The sequence below is a fragment of the Chimaeribacter sp. YP20170169 genome (assembly GCF_056739715.1).
In genome coordinates, this window is sequence record NZ_CP176825.1 from 140,179 (window position 1) to 165,425 (window position 25,247).

A 25,247-nucleotide genomic window follows, 5' to 3' on the forward strand; every position below is an offset into this window, starting at 1 on the left:
TGCGCCTGAAGAAAATAAAAGCTGTACAGCGGGGAGATATTGTTCAGATATTGCCCCATCCGCTTGGGATGGGGCAGGGCGGCATCAGGGCTTGAACACCGCCCGTATGCACCCCTCTTTCTTATGCTTAAACATGTCGTAACCGAGCGGCGCGTCCTCCAGCGAAAAGCGGTGCGTCACCATGAAGGCGGTGTCCAGCTCCCCCTTGGCAACGTGGTCAATCAGCCGCTGCATGTAGCGCTGACCATGCTGCTGCGCGGTGCGCACAGTGATGCTTTTGTTGATCAGCAGGCCGAGCGGGAATTTATCCATCACCCCATAGACGCCGAGGATAGAGAGCGTGCCGCCCTTGCGGATGGAGTACATCGCCTGCCGCAGCGCCGCGCCCACATCCGTCTCGAGGTGCAGCAGTTGCTTGGTGCGATCGTAGACCTGCGTCAGCCCCTCACCCTTGGCCTCCATCCCCACCGCATCAATGCAGCTGTCTGGCCCGCGGCCGCCGGTCAGTTCCATCAGCGCCTCATGGATGTCAATCTGCGTGTAGTCGAGCGGAATCGCGCCCAGCTTGCGCGCCATCGCCAGCCGCTCCGGGAAACGGTCAATGGCGATGACCTTCTCCGCGCCCATCAGCAGGGCGCTCTGTTGCGCCATCAAGCCAACGCCGCCGCACCCCCACACTGCCACGATGTCGCCGGGGTGGATATTGCAGAAATCCGCGCCCATGTAACCGGTCGGCGCGGCGTCGGAGAGAAACAGCGCCTGCTCGTCTGTCACCTCATCGGGCACCACGAAGCAGTCATTATCAGCGAAGGGGACGCGGATGTAGTCGGCATGGGAACCGGCATAGCCGCCAAAGGCGTGGCTATAGGCATAGATGCCGGCCGTGGGGTGGCCGAGCACCGGTTCACCTAGCTCGCTATGCGGGTTGGTATTATCACAGCAGGAGTGCAGCTCATGCTGACAGAACCAACAGGAGCCACAGGAGATAAAGGAGGGCACCACCACCCGCTGCCCCACCTTCACCTTTTTCACCCCTTTGCCAACCGCCACGATCTCGCCCATAAATTCATGGCCGAGGATGTCCCCCTCCTTCATGGTAGGGATCAGGCCATCAATGACGTGCAGATCCGAGCCACAGGTGGTACTGAGGCCGACGCGCAAAATGGCGTCATTGGGGTTGATGATGGTGGGATCGTTGACTGTCTCAACCCGTAGGTCATTCACGCCGTTCCAGCACAGTGCACGCATTACGCCTCCTTCTCTTTGCGATCGCCGCCGGCTGGCAGCGGGGAAAGTTGCGGGATCTCACCGGTCTCCGCCAGACTTTTGAAGCGGCGCAGCGCCTTACTGAGGGTCTCTTTCGGCATCAGATCGAACAGCGAGGTCAGTTTCTCCCCGAGGATGCCGCCCGGTGGGTCGAAGCGCACCACCAGCGTCAGCTCGGTGCCCTTGTTGCCGGGGGCGGGGCGGAAGATCAGCCGCCCCTCATTGGGCACGTCCGCCTCCTCCAGCGAACGCCAGTGGATAAACTGCCCCTCGGCCTCATCAACCACCCGCGTCTGCCAGTCAAAGGTTTTTCCCAGCGGCCCCTCCACACGCCAGCGCGCCTCGGTCGGGCCAGTGACCTCTATCTGGGCAAAGTGGCCCATCACCTGCGGCAAGGTATCAGGTTGCCGCCACAGGCGGTGCAGCTCCGCCGCCGGGCGTCCTACGGTGATCCAGCTGCGGATCACCGGCTCATCACTCTTCTCCACCCCAGTGGCTTCTCGATTAGCGTTTTGCAAAATCCTCTCCTCCTGGTTGTGCGCCTGCCGATGGAGCGTGCTCCATCTTGTGGCCAGTCCCTATAGAGTTAAGCAAAGTTCTGCCAAATTACCGGCAAATGGGGTGAATTTTAGTCAGGGGCAGGGGAAGTGCGGGCAAGGCAAGAGAGGAAAATCTACGGGGGATGGCTCCCCCGCCAGGGTTAGCTACGTGCGGTATGCGGCAGGTCAGCGGCCGGTTTGGGCAACCGGGCGAGCGCGTTTAGCAGGGCCGGCTTCTTTTCCGGGGTGTCTCCCGGCTTGCGCGGCTGGGTCAGGCGTTCGGCCAGCAACTCCACCAGCATCAGGCGCAGCGTAAAGGGTGACCGGGCATAATTTTTGAGTAGTTGAATGAAACACGCCATTGTCTCTCCCCCTCTGGTTCTGTCCACGTCGGCCTGATGCCGTCGTGATCGATTAATAAACAGATATAGCACAGGCTATATTTTATAGCAAAAGTAAATGACGCGAAATTTGTTCTGGGGCGCGCATGGTTTACAATAGGCTCGTCAGTGCGCTAATGCCGGGTAGGAAAGCCGGGGATTGGTCAGTAAAAACGAGGAAAGTTGATGGCCCAAGATAAAACCACCCAGTCCGGCAGCAACCCATTGCTTGATGTCGAAGAACATGTTCAGGGGTTCCTGCAAGTGCGGGAGGCCCACCGCCGTGAGTTGATTGATGATTACGTCGAGCTGATCTCCGATCTGATCGGCGAGTTCGGTGAGGCACGCCAGGTTGACCTAGCGGCGCGGCTCGGGGTGTCACAACCCACGGTCGCCAAGATGCTGAAACGGCTGGCCGCCGCCGGTTTGGTGGTACAGATGCCCTACCGTGGGGTCTTTTTGACGCCCGAAGGGGAGAAGCTGGCGACCGAGAGCCGCATTCGCCACCAGATTTGTGAATCCTTCCTGCTGGTGCTGGGCGTCAGCCCGGAGACCGCACGCCGTGATGCCGAGGGCATTGAGCACCATGTCAGCGACGAAACGCTGGCTATTTTCCGCCGTATTGTGGAGCAGGGCCAACACTCCATTTAATCCCCTTCTTATTGCCGCCGCTGGCGGCAATAACCTATTTCTGGCTATCTAAAGCCAAATTTCATCGTTCCCTACCCTGATTGTTCACGCTACTCTGGCGTTGTCCCATACTACTGTCTGTTTCATTTCGGCCCGCCTTGGGTCAATGCTCTGCAACGCTCTGGTTCTCTCCCGTTATTTCCGGCCTGCCTGCCAAGGTGGGCCGGCTTTTATTGCGGCGCCATCCGCCGCAACCCCATTGATTCAAGGGCTTTCAGCCATTAACGCCGTCAATATAACCTTAGAAAAAAACGCACTAAGACGGTGCATTTTAATGCTTTCGCTCCGGACATTCTTTCTTTAGCATGAGGCGGGCAAATACACTAAATTTATGTCATTTATGCCAGTTATAAACCGATAAATAAAAAGCACCCAGTGTCAGATTATTTATTCAGCGCATGTTGCTGAAATTAACGGCAGTAGATAAGGATCCACGGGTATGATCGTTCTTTCGAACGTGTCGAAAATATTCAACGGCGACAAACAGCCGATCGTGGCCGTCGACGACGTCAGCCTGCGCGTGGAGCGCGGGCAGATTTACGGCATCATTGGTTACAGCGGCGCAGGGAAAAGTACCCTGATCCGCCTGCTGAACGGCCTGGAAAAGCCGACCTCCGGCGTGGTCAACGTGGCCGGACAGGACATCGCACAAGCCAGCGGCGAGCAGTTGCGCCGCGCCCGGCTGAAGATCAGCATGGTGTTCCAGCACTTCAACCTGCTCTGGTCGCGCACCGTCAGCGAAAACATCGCCTTCTCCATGCAGATTGCTGGCGCGCCGAAGGCCGCCATCCAGCAACGCGTGAAGGAGCTGGTGGCGCTGGTGGGCCTCGAGGGGCGCGAGCACGCCTACCCCTCCCAACTCTCTGGCGGCCAGAAGCAGCGCGTCGGCATCGCCCGCGCACTGGCGAACAACCCGGAAGTGCTGCTGTGTGACGAGGCGACCTCCGCCCTCGACCCGCAGACCACAGACGCCATTCTGGAGTTGCTGCTCGACATCAACCGCAAGCTGGGCCTGACCATCGTGCTAATCACCCATGAGATGCATGTGGTGCGCAAAATCTGCCACCGCGTCGCGGTGATGGAGAACGGCCGCGTGGTGGAGGAGGGCGAGGTGATTCAGGTCTTTACCCACCCGCAACAGCCCATCACCCGCCAGTTCGTTAATCAGGTCAACCAGTACCAGCAGACCGAAGAGGCGTTCAACCCGGCGCTGGTGAAGGCGCTGGGCGGCGCGCTGCTCAAGCTGACCTTCACCGGCAACAACGCCCACCAGCCGGTGGTATCGGAACTGGCGATGCGCTACAGCCTGCCGTTCAACATCCTGCACGGCAAGATGACCCAGACCGCCAATGGCGCGTTTGGCGAACTCTGGCTGCACGTCAACGCCTCCGCCGACCTGCTGGAGAAGATTTTGCTCGACCTGCAACACCATGACATCGCAACCGAGGTAGTCACCCATGACTGAGTCACTTTTTCCGCACCTGAAACTGGACCAGCTCTGGGCCGCCACCCTGGAAACGCTCTACATGACCAGTCTGGCCGGTGTCGCCACCCTTGTGCTGGGCATCGCGCTGGGGCTGGCGCTGTTCCTGACCGCCCGTGGCGGCCTGTTCCAGAACCGCGCGCTCTACTCGGTGATCTCCATTGTGGTGAACGTGTTCCGTTCCATCCCGTTCATCATCCTGATTGTGCTGTTGATCCCCTTCACCAAGGCGCTGATTGGCACCATCCTGGGCGCGGATGCCGCGCTGCCGGCGCTGATTGTCGGTGCCGCGCCGTTCTATGCCCGCTTGGTGGAGATTGGCCTGCGTGAGGTGGATAAAGGGGTGATTGAGGCGTCCCGCTCGATGGGCGCGCGCGTCAGCACCCTGATTTTCCGCGTCTTGCTGCCGGAGTCCTCACCGGCATTGGTGTCTGGCATCACCGTGACGCTGATCGCGCTGGTCAGCTACAGCGCGATGGCTGGCGTCATTGGCGCGGGTGGCCTCGGCAACCTGGCCTATCTGGAAGGGTTCCAGCGCAACCATAACGATGTCACCCTGGTGGCGACCGTGATGATTTTGATCATCGTGTTCATCATCCAGCTCATTGGCGACGTCATTACCAAACTGCTCGATAAACGTTAACAGACTGGATAGATATAATGAAAAAGACCTTAACGCTGTTGGCTGCGGCCACCCTGTCAGCCCTGAGCCTCTCCGCCTGGGCGGACACCCTGACCGTCGGCGCGTCCAACGTGCCGCACGCCGAAATCCTCGAGCAGGCCAAGCCGATTCTGGCGAAGCAGGGCATCGATCTGGAGATCAAACCGTTCCAGGACTACATTCTGCCGAACACCGCTCTGGCGAGCCATGACATCGACGCCAACTACTTCCAGCACATCCCGTACCTGAACAGCGTGCTGAAAGACCACGAAGGCGACAAAGATTACGATTTCGTTAGCGCTGGCGCGATTCACATCGAGCCGATCGGCATCTACTCCAAGAAGTACAAGAGCCTGAAAGACCTGCCGAACAAGGGCAAGGTCATCATGCGTGACGCCGTGGCGGAAGAGGGCCGTATCCTCTCCATCTTCGAGCGTGAAGGCGTGATCAAGCTGAAACCGGGCGTGAGCAAAGTGGACGCGCGTATTAGCGACATCGTGGAGAACCCGAAACACCTGCAATTCCTGGCGAACGTGGAAGGCGCGCTGCTGCCGCAGATGTATAACAATGACGAAGGCGACGCGGTGGTGATCAACGCCAACTACGCCATCGACGCTGGCCTCGACCCGGTGAAAGGCCCGATTGCGGTGGAGAGCGGCGAGAACAACCCGTACGCCAACATCATCACCGTGCACCGTGGCGATGAAAACAAACCGGACATCAAGGCGCTGGTGACGGTGCTGCACTCCAAGGCAATTCAGGACTGGATCCGCACCAAGTACAAAGGCGCGGTCATTCCGGTGAACAACTGAGAGTGATTGCCAACAAAAACCCGGGCTTGCCCGGGTTTTTTTATGTCTACGGCTAGCTGGCCTTCAGCGCCCGCCGCCGGACGGCGGTCAGCGCCACTAGCCACTTCACGAAGGAGAGATGGCCGTCGTAGGGTGGCTCGGCATAGCGGGCAGGATCGGCATGGACATCAAACAGCGGGGTGTAGCCCAGCGACAGGCAGAGGCTAATGGCCTCCGGCTGGCGGCAACCGGTGGTGATGATCGCCTGTTTATAGCCCTCCTCGCGGGCGCGGCGCTCCAGCTCGGCCACCATCCGCAGTGCCAGCCCCTGGCGGCGCTGGTCAGCGCGTGTCCAGACATAGTCCAGCTCGGCGGTGTCCTGGTCATAGCGGGTATAGGCACCCATCGCCACCGGCTCCCCGTCCAGCAGTTGCAGGATAAACTCGCCCTCCGGTGCCTGAAAGCGGGAGAGCGGCACGGGGTTGCGATCCCCGGAGGCCAGCCCATAGCGGGCGCGGCACTCGCGGGAGAGCGCCGCCATCAGTGTGGCCACGCGCAGATCGTCGGGCCGGGTTTCGATAAAACAGGGTTCACTCATCGCATTCTCCTCCTCGCCCCTGCACAGGATAATCTGTCAACAGAAGGGGTAACGGCACTATTCCTGATGGCGAGGCGGAAGTAAAACAACAAATACGGCAAACAGAAGCTGAAAAATGCAGAAGAACCGCGCCGTCAGGCGCGGTGGTTGAGGCGGCGCGCCAGACGGTCGCCGGAGAGTTGCAGCAGCGTGACCAGCGCCACCAGTACGACGATCACCGTCAGCATCACTTGGGTGTCAAATCGCTGGTAGCCGTAGCGGTAGGCGAGGTCGCCCAGCCCGCCCGCCCCAATCGCGCCGGCCATCGCCGAGGCGTTGATCATCGTCACCAGCGTAATGGTAAAGCCGCTGACAATACCGGGCAGCGCTTCCGGCAGCAGCACATGGCGAATGATGTGGCCGCGCTTGCAGCCCATCGCCTGCGCCGCCTCCGTCAGGCCGTGGTCTACCTCACGCAGGCTCACCTCCGCGATGCGCGCGAAGAAGGGCATCGCCGCCACGGTCAACGGCACCACCGCTGCCCAGACGCCGTAGCTGGTGCCCACCAGCAGCCGGGTGAAGGGGATCAGCGCTACCATCAGGATCAGGAAGGGCACGGAGCGGAACAGGTTCACCAACCAGCCCAGCACCCGGTTCAGCGGCACGTTCTCATACAGGCCGCCGCGATCGCTGACCACCAGCACCACCGCCAGCGGCAGGCCAAGCAGCAGCGCTAGCAGCGAGGAGACGCCCACCATCAGCAACGTATCGAGAATGCCTTGCCACAGGCGATCAATCAGCAGCGACATAACCCAGTACCTCCACATGGTCTGCAAGGGTGTGATCTGGCCGCAACGGCGTGCCAGCGGGCGGCGTGACCGCCAAGAGCAGGTGGCCGACGGTACGCCCCTGGATGGGTTCCAGCGCGCTCTCCACCAGCGTCACGTCGCCGGGGAAGGCCGCCAGCACCCGGCGCAAATTGGGCGTGACACCGTCACCGTGGTAGCGCAGCCGTACCAGCAGCGGCGCGAAGGGATCGGCGGGCTGGTCGCTCAACGCCACGCCCAGCCGGTCATGCTGCGGTGTCAGCAGGCGGCGGGTGGTGGCGTGGCGTGGGTTGCCATATACCTGCCAGACCGGCCCCTGCTCGACCACCTGCCCATTGTCCAGCACCGCCACCCGGTGGCAAATCTCGTGGATCACCTCCATCTCATGGGTGATCAGCATAATGGTGATGCCCATCTCCTGATTGATGCGACGCAGCAGATCGAGGATGGCGTGGGTAGTCTCCGGGTCAAGGGCCGACGTCGCCTCGTCGCACAGCAGCAGCGCCGGATCATGCACCAGCGCGCGGGCGATACCGACGCGCTGCTTCTGGCCGCCGGAGAGCTGCGCCGGGTAGGCATCCTGTCGCGCCTCCAGCCCCACCAGCGCCACCAGCCGATCCACGCGCCGTTGCCGCTCCGCCGCTGGCACACCCGCCACCCGCAGCGGCAGTTCGATGTTCTGCCGCACCGTCTTGGCGGAGAGCAAATTGAAGTGCTGGAAGATCATGCCGGTGCGGCGGCGGTAGGCCACCAGCTGATCCTCATCCAGCCCGTCCAGATCGGTGCCATCCACCACCACTTGCCCGCCGGTTGGGCGCTCCAGCCGGTTGAGGGTGCGGATCAGCGTCGATTTGCCCGCGCCGCTGCGGCCAATAATGCCGAAGATCTCGCCGCGCCGGATGTCGAGGTCAATCTCATGCAGCGCCGCCACCTGCTGGCCGGGGTAGACCTTGCTGACGGCGGCGAGCCGCACATGGGTGTCACCGTGGCGGCCCCAATCGGCGGCGGCCTCGGTGGTATCGCCGGGAACCGGCAGCACAAGGGTGGACATGGTTACTGGCTCCAGCCGGGTTGATAGAGCGTGCCGTAGAACTTATCCAGCGCGGCGCGTACCACCGGCGAATGCTGGTAGATATCGACGAACTGACGCAGGCGCGGGTCATCCTGATGGCCGTCACGGATCACGAACTGGATGACATACTCGGGGTGCTCCAGCCCATCGAACAGCAGCGCTTTTTCCGGCGCAATCACGCCAGAGAGGCGCAGATAGTGCGGGTAGCCAATCGCCAGATCCACTTCATCCAGCGAGCGTGCCAGTTGCACCGCCTCCACCTCAATGATGCGGATATGCTTGGGATTGCTGACGATGTCCGCCGTGGTGGCCTTGATTCCCACGCCTGGCGTCAGGGTGATCAAGCCCGCCTTCTGCAACAGCAGCAGGCCGCGCCCGCCATTGATCGGATCATTGGGGATGGCCACTGTGGCATCCTCCGGTAGCGCCGCGATGCTGGCATGTTTTTTCGAGTAGAGGCCGACTTGATTGATGATGGCTGGCGCATAGGGCACCAGATGGAAGCCCCCCTCCTGATTGGCATTGCCGAGGAAGGGTTTGTGCTGGAACAGGTTAACGTCAATGTCGCCATTCTCCAGGCTGACGTTCGGCGCAATCCAGTCACTGAACTCCACAATCTCCACCTTCAGCCCCTGCTTGCCCGCTTCGGCGGCCGCAGCCTCCAGCGGCGGGGCAAAGGCGGCGGTGGTGCCAACTTTCAGTGGCCCGCTGTAACTGGCGGCCATCGCCGCGCCCGAGAAGGCCATAGAAGCGGCCAGCAGCAGGGTTTTGCCAATACGAGATATTCCCCAGACAGGTAAAGTCATATGTGCTCCATTATCATTATCAGTGCCGCGTCAGCGCGCGGAGGGGTCAGCTGGCTGCCGCCACGCCGCCGCCGGGTGGCTGGCGGGCAGGCGGTCGCCCTGCTGGAAAAGTTTGTGGCGCAGGCTGCCCGGCGCGTAGCCGGTCTTGTAGCGGCCACGGGATTGCAGCTCAGGAATGACCCAGCGGATCACCTCCTCATAACTGCCGGGATTGATGATGCGCGCCAGATTGAAGCCATCAATGTCACCCTCATCCAGCCAGTGCAGCAGCTGGTCAGCCACCTGTTGCGGATCGCCCACCAATAGCGGGTAGCGGCTGCCCAGCGCGTGCTGCTCCAGCAAGCGGCGGCGCGTCCAGCCGCTGTAGGTCTGGGTAACGGACTCGATCGCCTGCGTTGGCCCGGCCTGGATTGGCTCATCCAGCCCAAAGCGCGCCAGATCAATGCCGGTAGAGCTAGAGAAGTGCGCAATGCCCGCCTCTGGGCTGGCGTAGCGCAGGTATTCGCGGTGCTTCTCCCGCGCCTCGGCGGCCGTCGGTGCAACGATCACCCCAATGCCCATGAACACTTTCAGCGCGTCTGCCGGGCGGCCCGCATCCACTGCCGCCTGTCGCAGGGCGCTGACCTGCCGGCGCACCCCCTCCGGCGAGGAGCCCGTGACGAAGGTGCACTCGGCGTGGCGGCCCGCGAAGGCCACCCCACGGGCGGAACTGCCCGCCTGAAACAGCAACGGCGTGCGCTGCGGCGAGGGTGAGGAGAGGTGTACCCCCTCGACCTGATAGAATTCGCCGTGGTGGCGCACCGAGTGGATGCGCGCCGCATCAGCGAACACCCGCCGCGCCTTGTCGGCCCGCACCGCGTCATCCTGCCAGCTCCCTTCCCACAGCTTGTAACTCACCTCAAGGAACTCATCGGCCTGATCGTAGCGCCGGTCATGGGCCGTCTGGCTGTGCTTACCCATCGCCCGCGCCGCGCTGTCGAGGTAGCCGGTGACAATGTTCCAGCCGACGCGCCCATTGGTCAGGTGATCCAGCGTCGATATGCGGCGGGCAAAGGGGTAGGGCGCCTCATAGCTGAGGTTGGCGGTCAGCCCAAAACCAAGATGCTCGGTCACTGCCGCCATGGCGGAGACCAGCATCAGCGGGTCATTGACCGGCAACTGGATCGCCTCGCTCGCCGTCAGGCCGATGCCATTCTGGTAGACGTCATACACGCCGAGGATGTCGGCGATAAAGATGCCATCGAACAGCCCGCGCTCCAGCAGCTGTGCCAACTCTGTCCAGTAGCTGAGGCGGTTGAACTCCACCGAGCGATCCTGCGGGTGCGTCCACATGCCGTGATAGATATGGCCGACGCAGTTCATGGTGAAGGCGTTGAGCAACAGGGGTTTCGCCATCAGAGAGTCCCCCGGCGCGGCGGCAGGACGCCATTCAGCACATAGTTGCCTATCACCGGGTACTTCCAGCGCACCGGATCGTGCAGCGTATGGGTACGGGCATTGCGCCAGTGGCGGTCAAAATTATGCTCCGCCAGCGTGGCGCGGCTGCCGGCCAGCTCGAACAGCAGGTTGCCCGCCTCCAGCGATACTTCGGTAGTCCAGGCGCGCGCCCGCGCTACGACGATGGAGGCCTCTGCCACGGTGGCGGCCTCGGTGCGCTGCTGGGCGATGTCCACCGCGTCACCGGCCTCCTCCAGCAGGGCGTCGCCCGCCTGGAGCCGCGCCGTCAGCTTGCCGATGCGGTCGAGCGTCAGCGGGTCGTCGCTGGCGCGCTCCACACCGGAATCGATCCATGGGCGGGCGTGCTGGCGCACAAAGGCCAGCATCTCCTGCCAGGCGGCACGGCCAATGCCCTGATCGATGGCGGCATGGAGCAGTTGCGCCAGCGGGCCAACCGGCGTCGGCCGCTCAAAGGCACTCTGGAACGGCACGATGTCCTGCTCGTCGGCGGGCACCTGATCAAAGGCCACGCTGCCGCTGCCGGTGGTGCGCTGGCCGAAGCCTGACCAGTCATCGGTAATGCGCAACCCCGGCGCGTCAGCTGGCAGGAACACCAGCCGCTCCTTGCCATCCTCGCCCAGCGCCGCCGTCGGCACCCGGCCCGCGAACAGCGCGCCGGTGGCATAGAATTTCTGCCCGACCACCAGCCAGCCCGCCGCGCCGCGCTCCAAACGGGTGTAACGCTGGTGCGCGGCCGGTGAACTGAACTCCGCCAGCGCATTGCCAAAGTGCACCCCGGCTAGCACCTCGCCATACAGCCGCGCCTGCTGTGACGGCGAGCCATTCACCCGCAGCACCTCCAGCGCATAGAAGTGGTTCTGCGGCACCTGGCCGATCGAGCCATCGGCGGCGCTCAGTCGGGCAATCACCGCCGCCAGCACGCGGTTGGGCAGCGCCGGGCCACCCCATTCGCGCGGCACGGTGATCGCCCCCAGCCCGGAGGCAAACAGCTCCGCCAGTTCGGCCCGTGGCAGGTGCCGAACGCGGTCACGGTCGGAGGCCCCGGCGGCAAAGCGCGCCGCCAGGGCATCGGCCACCTCCAGCGCCTGCGCGGCGGAGGTGATGCGGGCCGCCGGACGTGGCGGCGTAACATGGGTGGTCATAGGGGTATCCTTGTCAAATCCAGGAGTGGCGGGCCGGCAGGTGGCCGTTCAGGGTATAGGCGCCGATGGCGTGGTACTTCCAGCGCACCGGATCATGCAGGGTATGGGTGCGGGCATTGCGCCAGTGGCGATCAAGCCCGTACTCCGCCAGCGTGGCACGGCTGCCGCCCCACTCCAGCAGCTTCTCTGCCGCCCGCAGCGCCACTTCGGTGGTCAGCACCTTGGCCTCCGCCACGGCGATGGAGGCACGGGCGGCGCTCTCGGCGGTGATCGGCTGGGCATCCACCTCATCCAGCACGCGGGCCGCGCGGCGCAGCAGGGCATTGGCCGCCGCCAGCTCGGTATCCAGCCGGCCGACATCCGCCAGAATGTAGGGGTCATCCGCATTGCGTGCCACCCCCGCATCCACCCACGGACGGGAGCGCTCGCGGATAAAGGCCTGCGCCTCATCCAGCGCGCCTTGGGCGATGCCGGCATCAATCGCCGCCTGAATCAGCTGCGACACCGCACCCTGGATGGTGGGGCGCGCGGTAAGGTGCGTCAGCGGCAGTACGTGATCGGCGGCCACCAGCACGTCACGCAGCGCCATGCTGCCGCTGGCGGTGGTGCGCTGGCCCATGCCAGACCAGTCATCGATGATCGCCAGCCCGTCAGCCGGGGTCGGGATCAGCGCCAGCACCGGCTTACCGCCATCATCCAGTGCCTTGACCGCCACGATGTCAGCGAACAGCGCGCCGGTAGAGTAGAACTTGTCACCGGTCAGCCGCAGGCCGCGTGGCGTGGCCGTCAGCCGCGCCCGCATATCGAGGGTGTGTTTGGTATTTTTTTCTGGCCCGCCGTTGCCGATGCGCTGGCCCGCCAGCACCGCGCCAAAGATCTTCTCCTTGAGTGAATGGGAGGCGATCTCATTGATCAGGCGCAACAGGCCAAAGTGGTTCTGTGGGATCTGGCCAAGCGCCGGATCGGCGGCGGAAATTAGCCGGAAGACCTCTGCCAGCACGCCAAAAGGCAGGGCCGCGCCGCCATAGGCCGTTGGCAGGGTGATGCCGCCCAGCCCGCTCTGGCTGAACAGCGCCAGCTCCTCCAGCGGGTAGCGGCGCTCGCGGTCACGCAGCGCCGCACCGGGCAGCGCCTGCGCCGCCACGGCACGGGCTGCCGCCAGCGCCTGTTGTGCGTCAGTGATGCGCGCGGCCTCAACAGCGCGCCGCGACGGGGAAACGGTATTCACCATATTTTATCTCCCTGATAAATAACGGGCGCGATGGGACAGGAGCAGAAAAGCCCGAAAAAATAAGCGGATGAAGGAATATGGGCCGAGTGTAATGAGCGAGCGGGCGGCGTGTAAAGCAACGGCTTAGTGCAATTTATGCAGTGGTTATCCGTTATTTTGCTTTGCCATTTTCAGGCTTAATAAAGCCAATAGGCGGCAAACGTTGCACCCGCCATTGGCCCTATTTCAGCTAATGGCGGGCATAGCATCAACGAATAACTGAGAGTGCCCGCGTCTTGACGCCAGTGCGTTGGACGTAGGCCGGGGAGGCCAGCGCGCCAATGTTGTAATCCCGGTGCGGGCCGGGCTGGTCTACCTGCCGGTAGCCCGCATCCAGCAAGGGTTTGGCCAGCGCTAGCCGCGCAGCGGTCGGGTGGTTGAACTGCACCAGATCCGGCCGACTGGTGCGGGGGTCAAAACGTTGCCAGAGGGCCTGACAGCGCGGGTTAATCATCGTTCCTTTGTACTTATGCAGATAAAAATCCAGATAGCGCCACTCTGGGTGCGTTGGGCTACCGTTGAGGCTACCTACCGTATTGCCATCATTGCAGGTGGCGATCGCGTAGAGGGTCGATTGATCATAGGCTTCATTACCGCTCATATAGTCATCATTTTGATAATAAATATTTTTGTAGGCTGAAAGCAGGGAGGATATGGCAATCACCACCGCCAATATCTTTCCTGCCCCTTTTAATCGCTCCAAGAACACCACGGCAATGGAGAGCGCTAGCGGTGAGCAGATATACATGGTGCGATCCAGTTGAACCGGTTTGAGTAACGAGGTTATTGCGGTAATAACGATAAAAACGCCTAGCGGCACCAGCAATCCGTAGATATAGGTTTTGCGCTCCGCCAGTGGGGATTCCGCTCCGCGCTGCAATAACGGGAACGCGCATATGCCAATAAACGCCAACGTGATAAGCAGGCTGTTAACGGTGTCGCCCACTACATATTTAGGGAAATGTGTTATCGGGAAAACAAGGTGGATGGTGTTATATATCTGATCCAGCGGCGCAATCAGCGGCACCCAGTCACTTTTTCCATTGAATCCCGACATTAGCATGATAATAATAAAGTGTGAGCTGGATACCAACATGACCAACGTATATTCCACCAGCTGCCGGACGCGTCCCTCGACGCATAGAAACCGTGCGGCAAACAGCGCGGCGGTGAAAAAAAGCCCGATAAAGTGCGTCCAGCAGACCAGTATGCAGAGAAAATAAAAGCGTCTTTTATTTTTCTCCCCGCGTAAATTATAAATAAATTCAAATGACTGCATGGTGGAGAGCATGATTAACAATGCATAGGAGCGAGCCTGGAGCGCAAAGTGGATAAATCCATAGCTGGTCAGGAATAGTAGCAGGTAGAGCGCCAGCATACCGGGGTTGAGCAACTGACGCCCACGCTGCCAGACATACAGGGCCGTCAATAATGAACAGAAGAGGCTGAAGGCGCGGGTGCCAGCCTCGTCCACCCCAAATACCTGAACCCACAAGTAAAGCAGAGTATTATATAAAAAGGGATGGATATCATTAAATAAATACGTCTGGTAGAGATTGTGCAGATCGCCGCTAATGGAACCGAGGGTAAATAGCTCATCAATCCAATAGGAGTGCACACCCAGCCCTGCAAATACTATAATAATGCCCGCGCCCATGGCAGACATAAAAAGAGGGATGCTTTTCATGTGTTACCCTTACGCTGAAGTTGCCGATAAAAAACCGAGGAGTGAAAGACAATAACAACTCCCGCCATGAATAAAACATCAAAATGTTAACGTTAATTTTTATTTACCCTTCATGCACGGAAGTCTGTTTCTTACGCCATACTAGCGCGATTTTTATGTCCGCCCTTTTTTAGCCTATTTTAACAGCAGCTTGTGATTGGCCTGTTCATTGGGTGACACAATATTCATTAAGCCATGGTAATGCTATTTTATCCGTATAAACTTCATTCACATCAACAGGATAAATTTGGCTGCCAACTCTCTGCACAAAATTAAGCCATGCGACGGCGCAATGTTTTATCCACGTGGAACCACTCTTTTTTTCTGTACCCTCATGTTTTTCTGTTCGCTGCCGTTAACAGAAGCAGGCCATCTCGGCTTTTATTGACTTCCTTTTAACGTCTTGAGCAGGTTTCCACTATGTCTATCCGGCGTTTTACTCTGTTTTCCCTGATTTTTCTCTCTATCCTGTTTTTTACCAGCATCGCCATCAGCAGTTATTACCTGCAACGCAGCAACCACTCCCTGAATGATGTCAACCGCGAGATTCGGGTGGTGTTGTCCATTGTCGATACCATTAACCACAGCCGCACCCTGCGGGTACATACGGCCCAGGCCCTTGCCTATCAGGCACAGGGGAACAGCGCGGAGGCCACCGCTTCCTTACAGAAGGCGGAGCGAGTCTATGGCCTGGCGAAACAGGCGTTCGCCGCATACCAAGGCTGGCCAAAGCAACCGGGCGAACAGCCTCTGGCGGATGCCTTTGCCCATCGCTGGCAGGCTTACCACGATCAGGCGCTCCAGCCGCTGATGGCCGCCGTGCGCGAGGGTGACAGCGCGCAGGTCAATGGCCTGATCACCGGCCAAGTACCAGCGCTGGATCGCCAGTTTGAGATCTCGCTGGATGCGCTGCTGGCTTTCCGCGAAGAGTATGCCCATTCACTGAACGAGAAGGCCCAGTCTGATTTCCACTTCAGCCTGCTCTGCCTCGCGGTGTTCTCCGTACTGTTCCTGCTGACGCTGGCGGCAGTGGTGCGCCTGATGAAGACACGCCTGCTGGGAGCCATTGATCGCGCCCGCACCCACTGTCTGGAGATCGCCCGCGGCCAGTTGCAGACGCCGGTGGTGGCAGCCCGTCAGGATGAGATTGGCGCAATGATGGAAGCGCTGGAGAGTATGCGCCGCTCGTTGGCCGATACCATCGGCCAGGTGCGTGATGCCAGTGACGCGGTGGCGCACGCCGCCAAGGAGATCGCCTCCGGCAACCGGGATCTCTCTGCCCGTACCGAGGAGCAGGCCTCCTCACTGGGTGAGACGGCCGCCAGCATGGAACAGCTGACCATTACCGTTCGCCAGACCTCTGACAATGCCGGTCAGGTCAACGAGCTGGCGCAGGCAGCGCGCCAGATTGTCTCTGAGGGCAATGGCATCGTGAATGAGGTGATCGGCACCATGGCCGGCATTGAAGAGGGGTCAGACCGCATTGCCAGCATCATTAGCATGATTGAGAGCATTGCCTTCCAGACCAATATTCTGGCGTTAAACGCGGCGGTAGAAGCGGCACGCGCTGGCGAAGAGGGACGGGGCTTTGCGGTGGTGGCCGCCGAGGTGCGCAATTTGGCGCAGCGTTCCGCCGCCGCCTCCAAAGATATCCGTGGATTGATTGAGCAGGCGGACACGCGGGTCAGCACCGGCAGCAAACTGGTGGCGCAGGCTGGCGAGAGCATGGAGCGCATCGGCAACGCGATCCAGAACGTCACCCGCATCATGGGGGAGATTGCCGTCTCCACGCAGGAGCAGAGCCACGGCATCGGTCAGGTCAACACGGCGGTAACGCAGATGGATGAGGTGTCGCAGCACAACGCCGCGCTGGTGGAGGAGGTCGCCGCGGCAGCCGCCTCGCTCGAGGAGCAATCCAGCCGACTGCGCCAGACAGTGGCGGTATTCACCCTCCGCCAATAACCTTCTCAAGCCCGCGTAAGCGGGCTTTTTTATGTCGATAGGCGACAACCATCACCCGTTGATCTTCAGCCTCTCACGCTATAGAGCATCGACTGCTCTTGCCATCTAACGACCGATTTCCCTCATCGCGTGGCAAGTCCTTCTATTTAGCTAGCCACCCGTTTTTCAGCATCAGGGATGCCGCCATAGTTCCCTGCTTTTTTGGGGAGTGAGTTCCGGCTGACGGATTAACCTGTTTGACACAGAGGCTGGCGTTGCCTGTTCTGAAACTCTGTTCATCCCGCAAGAATGCCGCTGACAGATGTTTTCCAGCACATTCATGATAGGTTTCATTAAGAATATGCCTTGCATGGATACCTTCGGGTGATAATTCCATACTTTCGGAGCGGACTTCCGCCATTTTGATGAGGCCCAGATTGATCCCATCTGCAAGTAAGTTATGATGCGCCAATTTTATAACCATTAAATTGGTGTGGGATTATGGCAATAGGATTTTTTCTGTATCACCTGGATAAAACCACCTGCGGGGGACGCATTCTTGCTGGTGCCTCTGATGACACCTACGAAATAGGCGGCATTGTGAGGCAGCAGGTCAGGGAGGGTGACCCGGTAACCTGTGGAAAGCATGAAGGGCGGTTCCGTGTCTGCGGCGGCATGGGGGATACCTACCAGGTGAGCGGAGAGTTGAAAGAGTGGGCGGGTTCGCTGGACAGCTATAGCTCCTGCCCCTGTCGCGCCCGGTTTATTCCGTCAGTCCTCTCGCATACCTATGACAGTGACTGCAACGCCGGTCGCGTGGCAGAGCGGGAACAGGAAGCGCGCAAAATGAAACTTATCGAGGCAAAAGAGAAGGGGCTTGAACCGATGCCCATCCCGGCGCTTATCTATGCCACTCAGCGTACGATGGATGATTACGGCGCAAAGGATATGCAGTGCGGCGACCTTAGCGAGGCCGAGCTGAAAGCGCGTTTTGGTTTGACGGACATTTCGGCGAAAGTTAACCCCTATACGCTCACCCTGATACCCCCTGTTACTGCCACTCCGTATAACGGGTTTTATCCGGGCAGCCTGATGGAAGAAGCAGTCAGTCGTGATGAAAGCGCACGTCTCATGTTTGATGAGTTCCGGGAACTGGCGCATATGTTCTCATTTCATGGCCCTTACAAAGAGCTTATTACGAAAATGATTAACCATATGCAGGAGAACAGCGGCACGCCGTACAGCAGTCCATTGCTGGACAGGGCGCTGAAAGAGCAGATCCTGGGCGATCATTCAAAAAAAAGTTCTTTGCTAAAGATTAAAGGTGCTCTGGAAGATGTTATTAATTATGAATATGGATTTATTCCGCTTGCTAAAAAGGATGTTTTATTTAATGAAGAAGGGGATTTTGAGACCGTTAGATCGTCAATTCTGCCTAAATTTGACAGCCCACTCGACCGTACTAACGGACTGGTAATTTCAGTCCATGATACCTGGGCGACACATATCACACTCAAATCACTGGAAGTCGAGGGTAACTCTTATCGAGCAAGGGTACATTATCAAATCCAAGATCATTTCGGCCTTGATATTGCTGACATCCTGAACCCTATATACCGCGAGTTTCGCATCTTCCGATTATGGTTCGCGCTTCAGCATTGGGATGAATATGGCTACAGACCATTTATCACCGAGATGAATACCACTATAGAAATTACCGGGAGGCAGGATGAATAAACGATTGATAGCAGGTGTTATCACAGCAGCAAGCTGTGGCTATTTACTCTGGCAGTATCTGACACCTGTAGAGATTGTTGCAGTACATAGCGACGATTTTATTCTTGTCAGGAATTTTCCGTATCTAAAATTTCGTCAGATAGCTTGGTGGGAGGCCAATAAGGATATGATAAAGGCAAAGTATGGGGTTCCTCACATATATGAGGATGGCTTCTACCAAGTATTTATTATGGATTATGGTGATGGTTATCGCGTTGATCAAGGCACGGATGAAGATTCAGATTTACTTTGCTTTAATGATATGCATGTAGATGCACGATGCATTGAAAAAAATCCGCTTTGCTGGATTGGCTGGAGTCCAAATAGGGGTCAGTTTTATCGATAATTTTTTCCATATGGAAAGGAGGTGGGGTGAATAAGCGACTGATTGCAGGTGTTATCGCGGTTGCGGCCAGTGGTTATCTGCTCTGGCAGTATTTTACACCCGTTGAGATCGTGGCCGTTCATGACGAAGACACCATATTGGTCAGGCATTTCCCCTACTTAAAAAGCCAGCAAATTGCGTGGTGGGAAAATAATAACGATATGATTCAGAGAAAATACGGCATCCCACGTAAAACTGAAGATAATTATTACACTGTGGTTATTATGGACTTTGGCAAAGGTTATCGCGTTGATCGCGGTACGGATGAAGATTCTGACTTGCTGTGTTTTGATAAGATGCCAGTAGAAGCCAGATGTATCGAAAAAAAACCACGATTTTGGATTATGTCTAGCCAGAACACTGGCTTTTTTTATCGATGATATAAGATTCATATATAATTTTTTTGAAAGTTTTTTTATATGGAAAGGAGGGAGGGTGAATAAGCGACTAATCATAAGCATTATCGTGGCTGCAAGCTGTAGCTATCTGCTCTGGCAGTATTGTACACCCGTTGAGATCGTGGCCGTTCACGACGAAGATACCATACTGGTTAGACACTTCCCCTACTTTAAAAGCCGGCAAATTGCATGGTGGGAAGCCAACAAGGACATGATAAAAACAAAATATGGAATTCCATACAAATCTGAAAATGATTATTACAGCGTGCATATTATGGACTTTGGTAATGGCTATCGTGTCGACAGTGGCACAGACCAAGACTCAGGCCTGCTTTGCTTTGATGAAATGGTTGTAGATGCTCGATGTATTGAAAAAAAACCTCGACTTTGGATTAGGTTTAGCAAAAATACTGGTTTTATCTATCGATCATATTAAATTAATAGATATTTCTCTTAAGCGATTTTTCCATATGAGAGGGAGATATGTTGAATAAGCGATTGATTGTGAGCTTTATTGCAGCAGCAAGCTGTAGCTACCTGCTCTGGCAGTGTCTTACACCCGTTGAGATTGTTGCAGTACATAGCGACGATGTTATTCTTGTCAGGAATTTTCCGTATCTGAAAACTCGTCAGATAGCTTGGTGGGAGGCCAATAAGGATATGATAAAGGCAAAATATGGGGTTCCTCACATATCTGAGGAGGGCTTCTACCAAGTATTTATTATGGATTATGGTGATGGTTATCGCGTTGATCAAGGCACGGATGAAGATTCAGATTTACTTTGCTTTAATGATATGCATGTAGATGCACGATGTATTAGAAAAAACAGACTTCGCTGGATTGGCTGGAGCAAAAATAGCGGTCAGTTTTATCGATAATTTTTTCCATATGAAAAGGAGGTGGGGTGAATAAGCGGCTGATTGCAGGTGTTGTCGCGGTTGCGGCCTGTGACTATACGTTGTGGCAGTACCTGACTCCCGTTGAAATTGTAGCGGTGCATGAGGGTAATACAATATTGGTAAGGCATTTTCCGCACCTGAAAAGTCGTCAGATAGATTGGTGGAAAGCTAATAAGGCCATGATCAAAGCGAAATACGGGATTCCACACAAGTCTAAAGATGGTTATTACAGTGTGAACATTATGGACTTTGGGGATGGGTATCGTATCGACAGACAAACGGATGAAGATTCTGATTTGTTGTGCTTTGATGATATGCCCGTTGCTGCACGGTGCATTGAAAAAAAACCGCTTCGCTGGATTGGATGGAGCCAGAACACAGGTCAGTTTTATTGGTAGACGTTAAGGTTTCAAAAAGGATCTTCTTGAGATCCTTTTTTACACGAAGCCTTATCTGAACTCCGTATCCGACATTGAATAAGATGCTTGCAAGGGTTTGCTAACTTAGAATATCTCCTTTTTCACAAACTGCTCCTCTCCCCCCATTACAACAAATGCCGTAACAGGCCGGCAGCGGCGACGCTGATCATCACCACTGGCAGCAGTGAGAAGCGCATGGCGGCGAGCAGCGAGATGGCCAGCGCCAGCAGATCGGCGGGGTTGGCAGTGACGAAGTGCGGGGCGATTACGGTGATCAGCACGCAGCCGGGCGCGGCGTCCATGACGGCTTTGGCGCGTGGGCCGAGGGTGCGGTCACGTAACAGCAGGTAACCCGTGACGCGCGTCAGGTAGGTTGCCAGCGCCATCAGGGTGATGGTGACGACAGTCAGTGAGATCATGCGTTTTTGCTCATCAGGAAGATGGTCGCGAGGCCGGCCAGCGCGCCGACCGGGACATAGGCCGCGCCGGGCAACCAATGCCAGGTCGTGCCTGCGGCGATCAGGCTTACCAGCCACGGCAGGCCGACGCGCAATCCTTTCCACATGCCGCGCAGCAGCACAAAAAACACCGCCGGGAAGGCCATGTCGAAGCCCCAGCGGGTGACGTCACCCAGCGCCGGGCCAATCAGCACGCCACAGCCGGTTGAGATAATCCAGGTCAGCCAGAGCGCGCCCGCCAGCCCGGCATAGAATGCCAGACTCATCGCGGGCGTCATCCCGCGCGCCCGGCGCTCGCTGGCATCGGCCATGCCCAGCGCCCAGCTCTCATCACACATGAAGAACAGCGCGGGCAGCGCCTTGCGCAGCGGCAAGTGGCTCAGGTAGGGGGCCAGCGCCGCGCCCATCAGCAGGTGGCGGCTGTTGACCAATAGGCTCACCAGCACGATCGTCAGGACGTGGGGCGGTGACGTCCAGAGCGCAATGGCAGCAAACTCCGATCCGCCAGCATAGTTCAGGCCGGTCATCATCATCAGCTCCGGCGCGGAAAGCCCTTTCTGCGCCGCCTGCGCGCCCAGTAATAGGCCAAACGGCAGGAAGCCGATCATCACCGGCAGGGCAGCCAGCACCCCACGTATCAGCTCGGCGGAAGCGGGGTTGTGTGAAGAAATAGAGAGTGAGCGGTTCATGGGTTCTCCTTGAGGCCCCCGATTCTAAGGGGTAATGCACAGAAGCGGGCAACATTTTTTGCGCTCGATCAGGTTAATGGCTCGGCAGGCGCGGCAGTTTGCCAAGGGCGTCACACTCTTTTAGTTTGCTGGGGGAAACCGGTTGCAATCGTAGGCCGAAAAACCTAGAAGTTAAGGCAGGCGTGTTACTGGCTTAGCCAGGCAAGACCTGAAGCTCCCTTTGCAAAAGGGGCGCTTCAGGTCTTTTTTTTTGGACAAACGCGGAGGTGCCGGATGAACCATGCAGAGATGGCGCAGGAGATTGTCAGTCGGGTGGGTGGGGTGGGCAATATCGCGCACTGTGAGCACTGCTCCACCCGGTTGCGGCTGAGCTTGCACGACAATGCGCAGGTGGATCAGCCGGCGCTGGAGCGGGTGCCGGGGGTGCTCGGAGTACGGATCAACGCACAGTGCCAGGTGATTATCGGCAGTCAGGTGGTGGAGGTGTATCAGGCGGTGAAACAGCTGATGGCGGGCGCCCCGACAGCTACGGCAGACTCACCCGCCAAACAGGGGAGATGGGGCGCGCGGCTGGTCGATTTTGTCATCAGCGTTTTCCAGCCGCTGGTGCCAGCCATCGCTGGCGGCGGGGTGCTGAAATCCCTGTTGATCCTGACGGCGATGACCGGCTGGCTGAGCCGTGACAGCGCCACCTATCGGGTACTGGACAACATCGGCAGCGCGCCGCTCTACTTCCTGCCGATTCTGGTCGCCATCACCACCGCCACCAAACTTAAGGTAAACGTGCTGGTGGCCGTTTCGGCGGTGTCAGTGATGCTATTGCCCGCGATGTCCAAACAGCTGGCGGAGGGCACCACTTTCCTCTCGCTCGACCTGCAAAACATCGCTTACTCCTCACAGGTGTTCCCGGCCATTTTATGCGTGCTGTTCTACGCCCAGACCGAGCGCCTGTTCAACCGCTATACGCCGGGCGCGCTGCGCATTTTCCTTTCGCCGATGCTCTCGCTGCTGGTCACCGCGCCAGTGACGCTGCTGCTGCTCGGCCCGCTCGGCTTTGAGGCTGGCTCCCTGCTGGCGACGGCGATCGTCTGGCTCTATGGCAAGCTGGGATTTGTTGCCTCGGCGGTGCTGGCCGGCATCCTGCCATTCATTGTCGCCGCCGGGATGCACAAGCCGCTGATCCCCTACGCGGTCACCAGCCTCGGCCAGTTTGGCCGTGAGATGCTCTACCTGCCAGCATCCTTGGCACACAACATCGCCGAGGCCGGGGCCAGTCTGGCCGTCGCGCTGAAGTGCCGTGACAAGGTGCTGAAGTCCACCGCGCTCTCCGCGGGCCTCTCGGCGCTGTTCGGCATTACAGAGCCAGCGCTCTACGGCGTCACGCTGCTGCACAAAAAGGTGCTCTATGCGGTGATCGCGGGCAGCGTGGTGGGCGGCGGCTTTATTGGTTGGATGGCGGTGGAGGCGTTCGCGCTGGTCGGCCCCGGCCTTGCCAGCATCTCAATGTTCATCTCGCCAGACAATGCCTGGAACATCCTCTACGCCCTGATGGGCGCCGGGCTGGCGTTCGTCATCGCCTTTACCGCCACGCTACTGCTCTGGCATGAGGAGGCCGCGTCACTCAAAGAGGTGCCGCAGCCAGCCGCTGGCGAGTTCCCGTTCCATCGCCCGGCAGAGGGGCGGGTGATCCCGCTGTCGCAGGTAAAAGATGATGTCTTCTCCGCGGGCATCATGGGCGATGGCATCGCCGTGATCCCAGAGCGGGGCGAACTGCGCGCGCCAGCGGACGGCACCATCGAGAGCGTATTCGAGAGCGGCCATGCCGTCAGCATGATCACCACCCACGGCGCGGAGCTGATTTTCCACATCGGCATCGACACCATCCGGCTGAACGGCCACGGGTTCCAGCCACAAGTGGCGCCCGGCCAGACCGTTCAACGGGGCGACCTGTTGGTGACCTTTGACCTGGCGGCGCTGCTTACCGCTGGTTATGACCCCGTGGTGATCATGGTGGTCGCCAACAGTGAGCGTTTCCACGTCTCCCCCACCGCGTCGGCCAGCGCCGTCGGCGACCCGAATCCCATCATGATCCTTAAGGAGTCCGTATGAGTCACAGCAAATCAATTTTCCCCGAGCACTTTTTATGGGGCGCGGCCATTGCCGCCAATCAGGCCGAAGGGGCATGGAATGTCGATGGCAAGGGGCCGTCCGTCGCGGACGCCATTGCCCATAAGGCGCACCTTGATCCCAAGGATTACACCGGGCACATGGCGCTGTCAGAGGAGCACATTGCCGATGCCCTCCATGGGCGGAACGACCAGCGCTACCCGAAGCGGCGCGGCATCGACTTCTACCACCGCTATAAAGAGGATCTGGCGCTGTTTGCCGAGATGGGCATCAAGGTGCTGCGAGTCTCCATCGCCTGGACACGCATCTTCCCAACCGGCGAGGAGCGCGAGCCTAACGAAGCGGGCCTGCGCTTCTATGAGGATCTGTTCCGCGAGATGCGCCGCCACCAGATTGAGCCGCTGGTGACACTGTCACACTATGAGATGCCGCTGGCCCTGAGTGAGAAGTACAACGGTTGGGCGCACCGCAACGTGCTGGACGCCTTTGTGCGCTACAGCAACGTCTGCTTTGACCGCTATAAAGATCTGGTACGCTACTGGCTGACCTTCAATGAGATCGACAGCATCCATCGCCACCCCTTTACCACCGCTGGCATCCGCGCGGAGAGGAGCGCGCCGGGGCAGGCAGAGCAGGATATTTATCAGGGGCTGCACCACCAGTTTGTTGCCTCCGCGCTGGTCACGCGCGACTGCCACGCCAAAATTCCCGGCAGCCAGATGGGCTGTATGCTCACCAAGCTCACCACCTATCCCCGCACCTGCCACCCGGAGGATGTGGAAGCCACCCTGAAAAAGAACCTCGAGAACTACTTCTACACCGACGTGCAGGTGTTTGGCAGCTACCCGCCGCTGATCACCCGCGATTTGGCGCGGCGCGGCATCAAGATTGAGATGCAGCCGGATGACCTGGCGATCCTGAAGGCGCATACGGTCGATTTCCTCTCCTTCAGCTACTACATGTCGCTGACCGAGTCGACCCAGCCCGATGCCGAGCGCACCGCCGGTAACACCATTCTGGGCGTAAAAAATCCCTACCTGCCCGCGTCAGAGTGGGGCTGGCAGATTGACCCGGTGGGGCTGAAGATCTCGCTGCTGGAACTGTATGACCGCTACCGTGTGCCGCTGTTTATTGTTGAGAACGGCCTTGGCGCGAAGGATGTGGTCGAGGAGGGGCAGGTGCATGATGATTACCGCATCAACTACTTCCGCGCGCATTTCGAGCAGATGGCAGAGGCGGTGGATGAGGGCGTGGAGCTGATGGGCTATACCAGTTGGGGCACCATCGATATTATCAGCGCTGGCACCTCGCAGATGTCCAAGCGTTATGGTTTTATCTATGTTGATCAGGATGATGAGGGCAACGGCACGCTGGCGCGCCTGCGCAAGGACTCATTCTACTGGTATCAGAAGGTGATCGCCTCCAATGGGCAGGATCTGGACTAACCGCGTCGGAAGGCCGCAGGG

Annotated in this window: 27 protein-coding genes; 13 read left to right on the forward strand and 14 right to left on the reverse strand. The window is 58.6% G+C overall.

Features of this window, described 5'->3' with window-relative positions; translation table 11 throughout:
• Positions 1-84: 84 nt before the first annotated feature.
• From ACK3SD_RS18485 to ACK3SD_RS18495, 3 genes are all read right to left on the reverse strand, one after another.
• Positions 85-1,248, reverse strand: coding sequence for a zinc-dependent alcohol dehydrogenase (locus ACK3SD_RS18485; protein ID WP_137765463.1), 1,164 nt, complete (start codon positions 1,246-1,248; stop codon positions 85-87).
• The gene (locus ACK3SD_RS18490) at positions 1,248-1,784 is read right to left on the reverse strand and encodes an SRPBCC family protein (protein WP_481127814.1); all 537 of its coding nucleotides are present in this window, start codon (positions 1,782-1,784) and stop codon (positions 1,248-1,250) included. The genes ACK3SD_RS18485 and ACK3SD_RS18490 overlap by 1 nt, the downstream gene beginning before the upstream one ends.
• A gap of 182 nt (positions 1,785-1,966) precedes the next feature.
• Entirely contained in the window at positions 1,967-2,167 is a 201-nt protein-coding gene (locus tag ACK3SD_RS18495; RefSeq protein ID WP_481127815.1) for a hypothetical protein, read from the reverse strand.
• A gap of 204 nt (positions 2,168-2,371) precedes the next feature.
• Between ACK3SD_RS18495 and mntR the strand changes: the two genes are divergently transcribed.
• The 4 genes from mntR to ACK3SD_RS18515 all read left to right on the forward strand — a co-directional run bounded on the left by mntR (position 2,372) and on the right by ACK3SD_RS18515 (position 5,831).
• Complete coding sequence (gene mntR / locus ACK3SD_RS18500; protein WP_481127816.1) at positions 2,372-2,836, forward strand: manganese-binding transcriptional regulator MntR; 465 nt, start codon at positions 2,372-2,374, stop codon at positions 2,834-2,836.
• A gap of 478 nt (positions 2,837-3,314) precedes the next feature.
• Complete coding sequence (locus ACK3SD_RS18505) at positions 3,315-4,340, forward strand: methionine ABC transporter ATP-binding protein (protein WP_137765467.1); 1,026 nt, start codon at positions 3,315-3,317, stop codon at positions 4,338-4,340.
• Entirely contained in the window at positions 4,333-5,001 is a 669-nt protein-coding gene (locus ACK3SD_RS18510; RefSeq protein ID WP_481127817.1) for a methionine ABC transporter permease, read from the forward strand. Before ACK3SD_RS18505 ends, ACK3SD_RS18510 begins: the two co-directional genes overlap by 8 nt.
• A 17-nt stretch (positions 5,002-5,018) precedes the next feature.
• Positions 5,019-5,831 (forward strand): MetQ/NlpA family ABC transporter substrate-binding protein, encoded by an 813-nt coding sequence (locus ACK3SD_RS18515; RefSeq protein ID WP_481127818.1) that lies wholly within the window; start codon positions 5,019-5,021, stop codon positions 5,829-5,831.
• 52 nt (positions 5,832-5,883) lie between these two features.
• Here ACK3SD_RS18515 and ACK3SD_RS18520 read toward each other — a convergent pair whose 3' ends face one another.
• From ACK3SD_RS18520 to ACK3SD_RS18555, 8 genes are all read right to left on the reverse strand, one after another.
• Entirely contained in the window at positions 5,884-6,408 is a 525-nt protein-coding gene (locus tag ACK3SD_RS18520) for a GNAT family N-acetyltransferase (protein ID WP_481127819.1), read from the reverse strand.
• A gap of 134 nt (positions 6,409-6,542) precedes the next feature.
• The gene (locus tag ACK3SD_RS18525) at positions 6,543-7,196 is read right to left on the reverse strand and encodes a methionine ABC transporter permease (protein ID WP_137765471.1); all 654 of its coding nucleotides are present in this window, start codon (positions 7,194-7,196) and stop codon (positions 6,543-6,545) included.
• On the reverse strand, positions 7,180-8,265 hold the full coding sequence (locus ACK3SD_RS18530; protein ID WP_481127820.1) for a methionine ABC transporter ATP-binding protein: 1,086 nt from the start codon (positions 8,263-8,265) through the stop codon (positions 7,180-7,182). The genes ACK3SD_RS18525 and ACK3SD_RS18530 overlap by 17 nt, the downstream gene beginning before the upstream one ends.
• A gap of 2 nt (positions 8,266-8,267) precedes the next feature.
• A complete protein-coding gene (locus ACK3SD_RS18535; protein ID WP_481127821.1) occupies positions 8,268-9,092 on the reverse strand; it encodes a MetQ/NlpA family ABC transporter substrate-binding protein in 825 nt (274 codons plus the stop codon).
• 30 nt (positions 9,093-9,122) lie between these two features.
• Positions 9,123-10,487 carry an LLM class flavin-dependent oxidoreductase gene (locus ACK3SD_RS18540; protein WP_481127822.1) on the reverse strand — a complete coding sequence of 455 codons (1,365 nt, stop codon included), beginning with the start codon at positions 10,485-10,487 and terminating at the stop codon, positions 9,123-9,125.
• Positions 10,487-11,692, reverse strand: a complete 1,206-nt coding sequence (locus tag ACK3SD_RS18545; protein WP_481127823.1) for an SfnB family sulfur acquisition oxidoreductase — start codon at positions 11,690-11,692, stop codon at positions 10,487-10,489. The genes ACK3SD_RS18540 and ACK3SD_RS18545 overlap by 1 nt, the downstream gene beginning before the upstream one ends.
• Before the next feature lie 13 nt (positions 11,693-11,705).
• Complete coding sequence (locus ACK3SD_RS18550; protein WP_481127824.1) at positions 11,706-12,923, reverse strand: SfnB family sulfur acquisition oxidoreductase; 1,218 nt, start codon at positions 12,921-12,923, stop codon at positions 11,706-11,708.
• Positions 12,924-13,170: 247 nt separating this feature from the next.
• Positions 13,171-14,649, reverse strand: a complete 1,479-nt coding sequence (locus tag ACK3SD_RS18555; protein ID WP_481127825.1) for a hypothetical protein — start codon at positions 14,647-14,649, stop codon at positions 13,171-13,173.
• Positions 14,650-15,108: 459 nt separating this feature from the next.
• Between ACK3SD_RS18555 and ACK3SD_RS18560 the strand changes: the two genes are divergently transcribed.
• Positions 15,109-16,650, forward strand: coding sequence for a methyl-accepting chemotaxis protein (locus tag ACK3SD_RS18560; protein ID WP_481127826.1), 1,542 nt, complete (start codon positions 15,109-15,111; stop codon positions 16,648-16,650).
• A gap of 142 nt (positions 16,651-16,792) precedes the next feature.
• Here the strand turns inward: ACK3SD_RS18560 and ACK3SD_RS18565 are convergent, their stop codons facing one another.
• Complete coding sequence (locus ACK3SD_RS18565) at positions 16,793-17,101, reverse strand: hypothetical protein (protein ID WP_481127827.1); 309 nt, start codon at positions 17,099-17,101, stop codon at positions 16,793-16,795.
• A 29-nt stretch (positions 17,102-17,130) separates the two neighbouring features.
• Between ACK3SD_RS18565 and ACK3SD_RS18570 the strand changes: the two genes are divergently transcribed.
• From ACK3SD_RS18570 to ACK3SD_RS18595, 6 genes are read left to right on the forward strand one after another with little or no spacing between them, the layout of a single operon-like run.
• Positions 17,131-18,366, forward strand: coding sequence for a PAAR domain-containing protein (locus ACK3SD_RS18570; RefSeq protein ID WP_481127828.1), 1,236 nt, complete (start codon positions 17,131-17,133; stop codon positions 18,364-18,366).
• Entirely contained in the window at positions 18,359-18,751 is a 393-nt protein-coding gene (locus ACK3SD_RS18575) for a DUF943 family protein (RefSeq protein WP_481127603.1), read from the forward strand. The genes ACK3SD_RS18570 and ACK3SD_RS18575 overlap by 8 nt, the downstream gene beginning before the upstream one ends.
• Positions 18,752-18,777: 26 nt before the next feature.
• A complete protein-coding gene (locus ACK3SD_RS18580; protein ID WP_481127604.1) occupies positions 18,778-19,170 on the forward strand; it encodes a DUF943 family protein in 393 nt (130 codons plus the stop codon).
• A 55-nt stretch (positions 19,171-19,225) separates the two neighbouring features.
• On the forward strand, positions 19,226-19,624 hold the full coding sequence (locus ACK3SD_RS18585) for a DUF943 family protein (protein WP_481127605.1): 399 nt from the start codon (positions 19,226-19,228) through the stop codon (positions 19,622-19,624).
• Positions 19,625-19,674: 50 nt separating this feature from the next.
• Positions 19,675-20,067 carry a DUF943 family protein gene (locus ACK3SD_RS18590; protein WP_481127606.1) on the forward strand — a complete coding sequence of 131 codons (393 nt, stop codon included), beginning with the start codon at positions 19,675-19,677 and terminating at the stop codon, positions 20,065-20,067.
• A 26-nt stretch (positions 20,068-20,093) separates the two neighbouring features.
• Positions 20,094-20,486, forward strand: a complete 393-nt coding sequence (locus ACK3SD_RS18595) for a DUF943 family protein (RefSeq protein WP_481127607.1) — start codon at positions 20,094-20,096, stop codon at positions 20,484-20,486.
• 146 nt (positions 20,487-20,632) lie between these two features.
• On the opposite strand, the gene ACK3SD_RS18600 is transcribed toward ACK3SD_RS18595, so the two are convergent.
• Together ACK3SD_RS18600 and ACK3SD_RS18605 are read right to left on the reverse strand one after the other, a co-directional pair.
• Positions 20,633-20,926, reverse strand: coding sequence for an AzlD family protein (locus ACK3SD_RS18600; protein WP_481127608.1), 294 nt, complete (start codon positions 20,924-20,926; stop codon positions 20,633-20,635).
• Positions 20,923-21,654 (reverse strand): AzlC family ABC transporter permease, encoded by a 732-nt coding sequence (locus tag ACK3SD_RS18605; RefSeq protein ID WP_481127609.1) that lies wholly within the window; start codon positions 21,652-21,654, stop codon positions 20,923-20,925. Before ACK3SD_RS18605 ends, ACK3SD_RS18600 begins: the two co-directional genes overlap by 4 nt.
• Positions 21,655-21,927: 273 nt before the next feature.
• Here ACK3SD_RS18605 and ACK3SD_RS18610 point away from each other — a divergent pair, with 273 nt between their 5' ends.
• Positions 21,928-23,763 carry a beta-glucoside-specific PTS transporter subunit IIABC gene (locus ACK3SD_RS18610; protein ID WP_481127610.1) on the forward strand — a complete coding sequence of 612 codons (1,836 nt, stop codon included), beginning with the start codon at positions 21,928-21,930 and terminating at the stop codon, positions 23,761-23,763.
• Complete coding sequence (locus ACK3SD_RS18615) at positions 23,760-25,226, forward strand: glycoside hydrolase family 1 protein (protein WP_481127611.1); 1,467 nt, start codon at positions 23,760-23,762, stop codon at positions 25,224-25,226. The genes ACK3SD_RS18610 and ACK3SD_RS18615 overlap by 4 nt, the downstream gene beginning before the upstream one ends.
• Positions 25,227-25,247 lie beyond the last annotated feature (21 nt).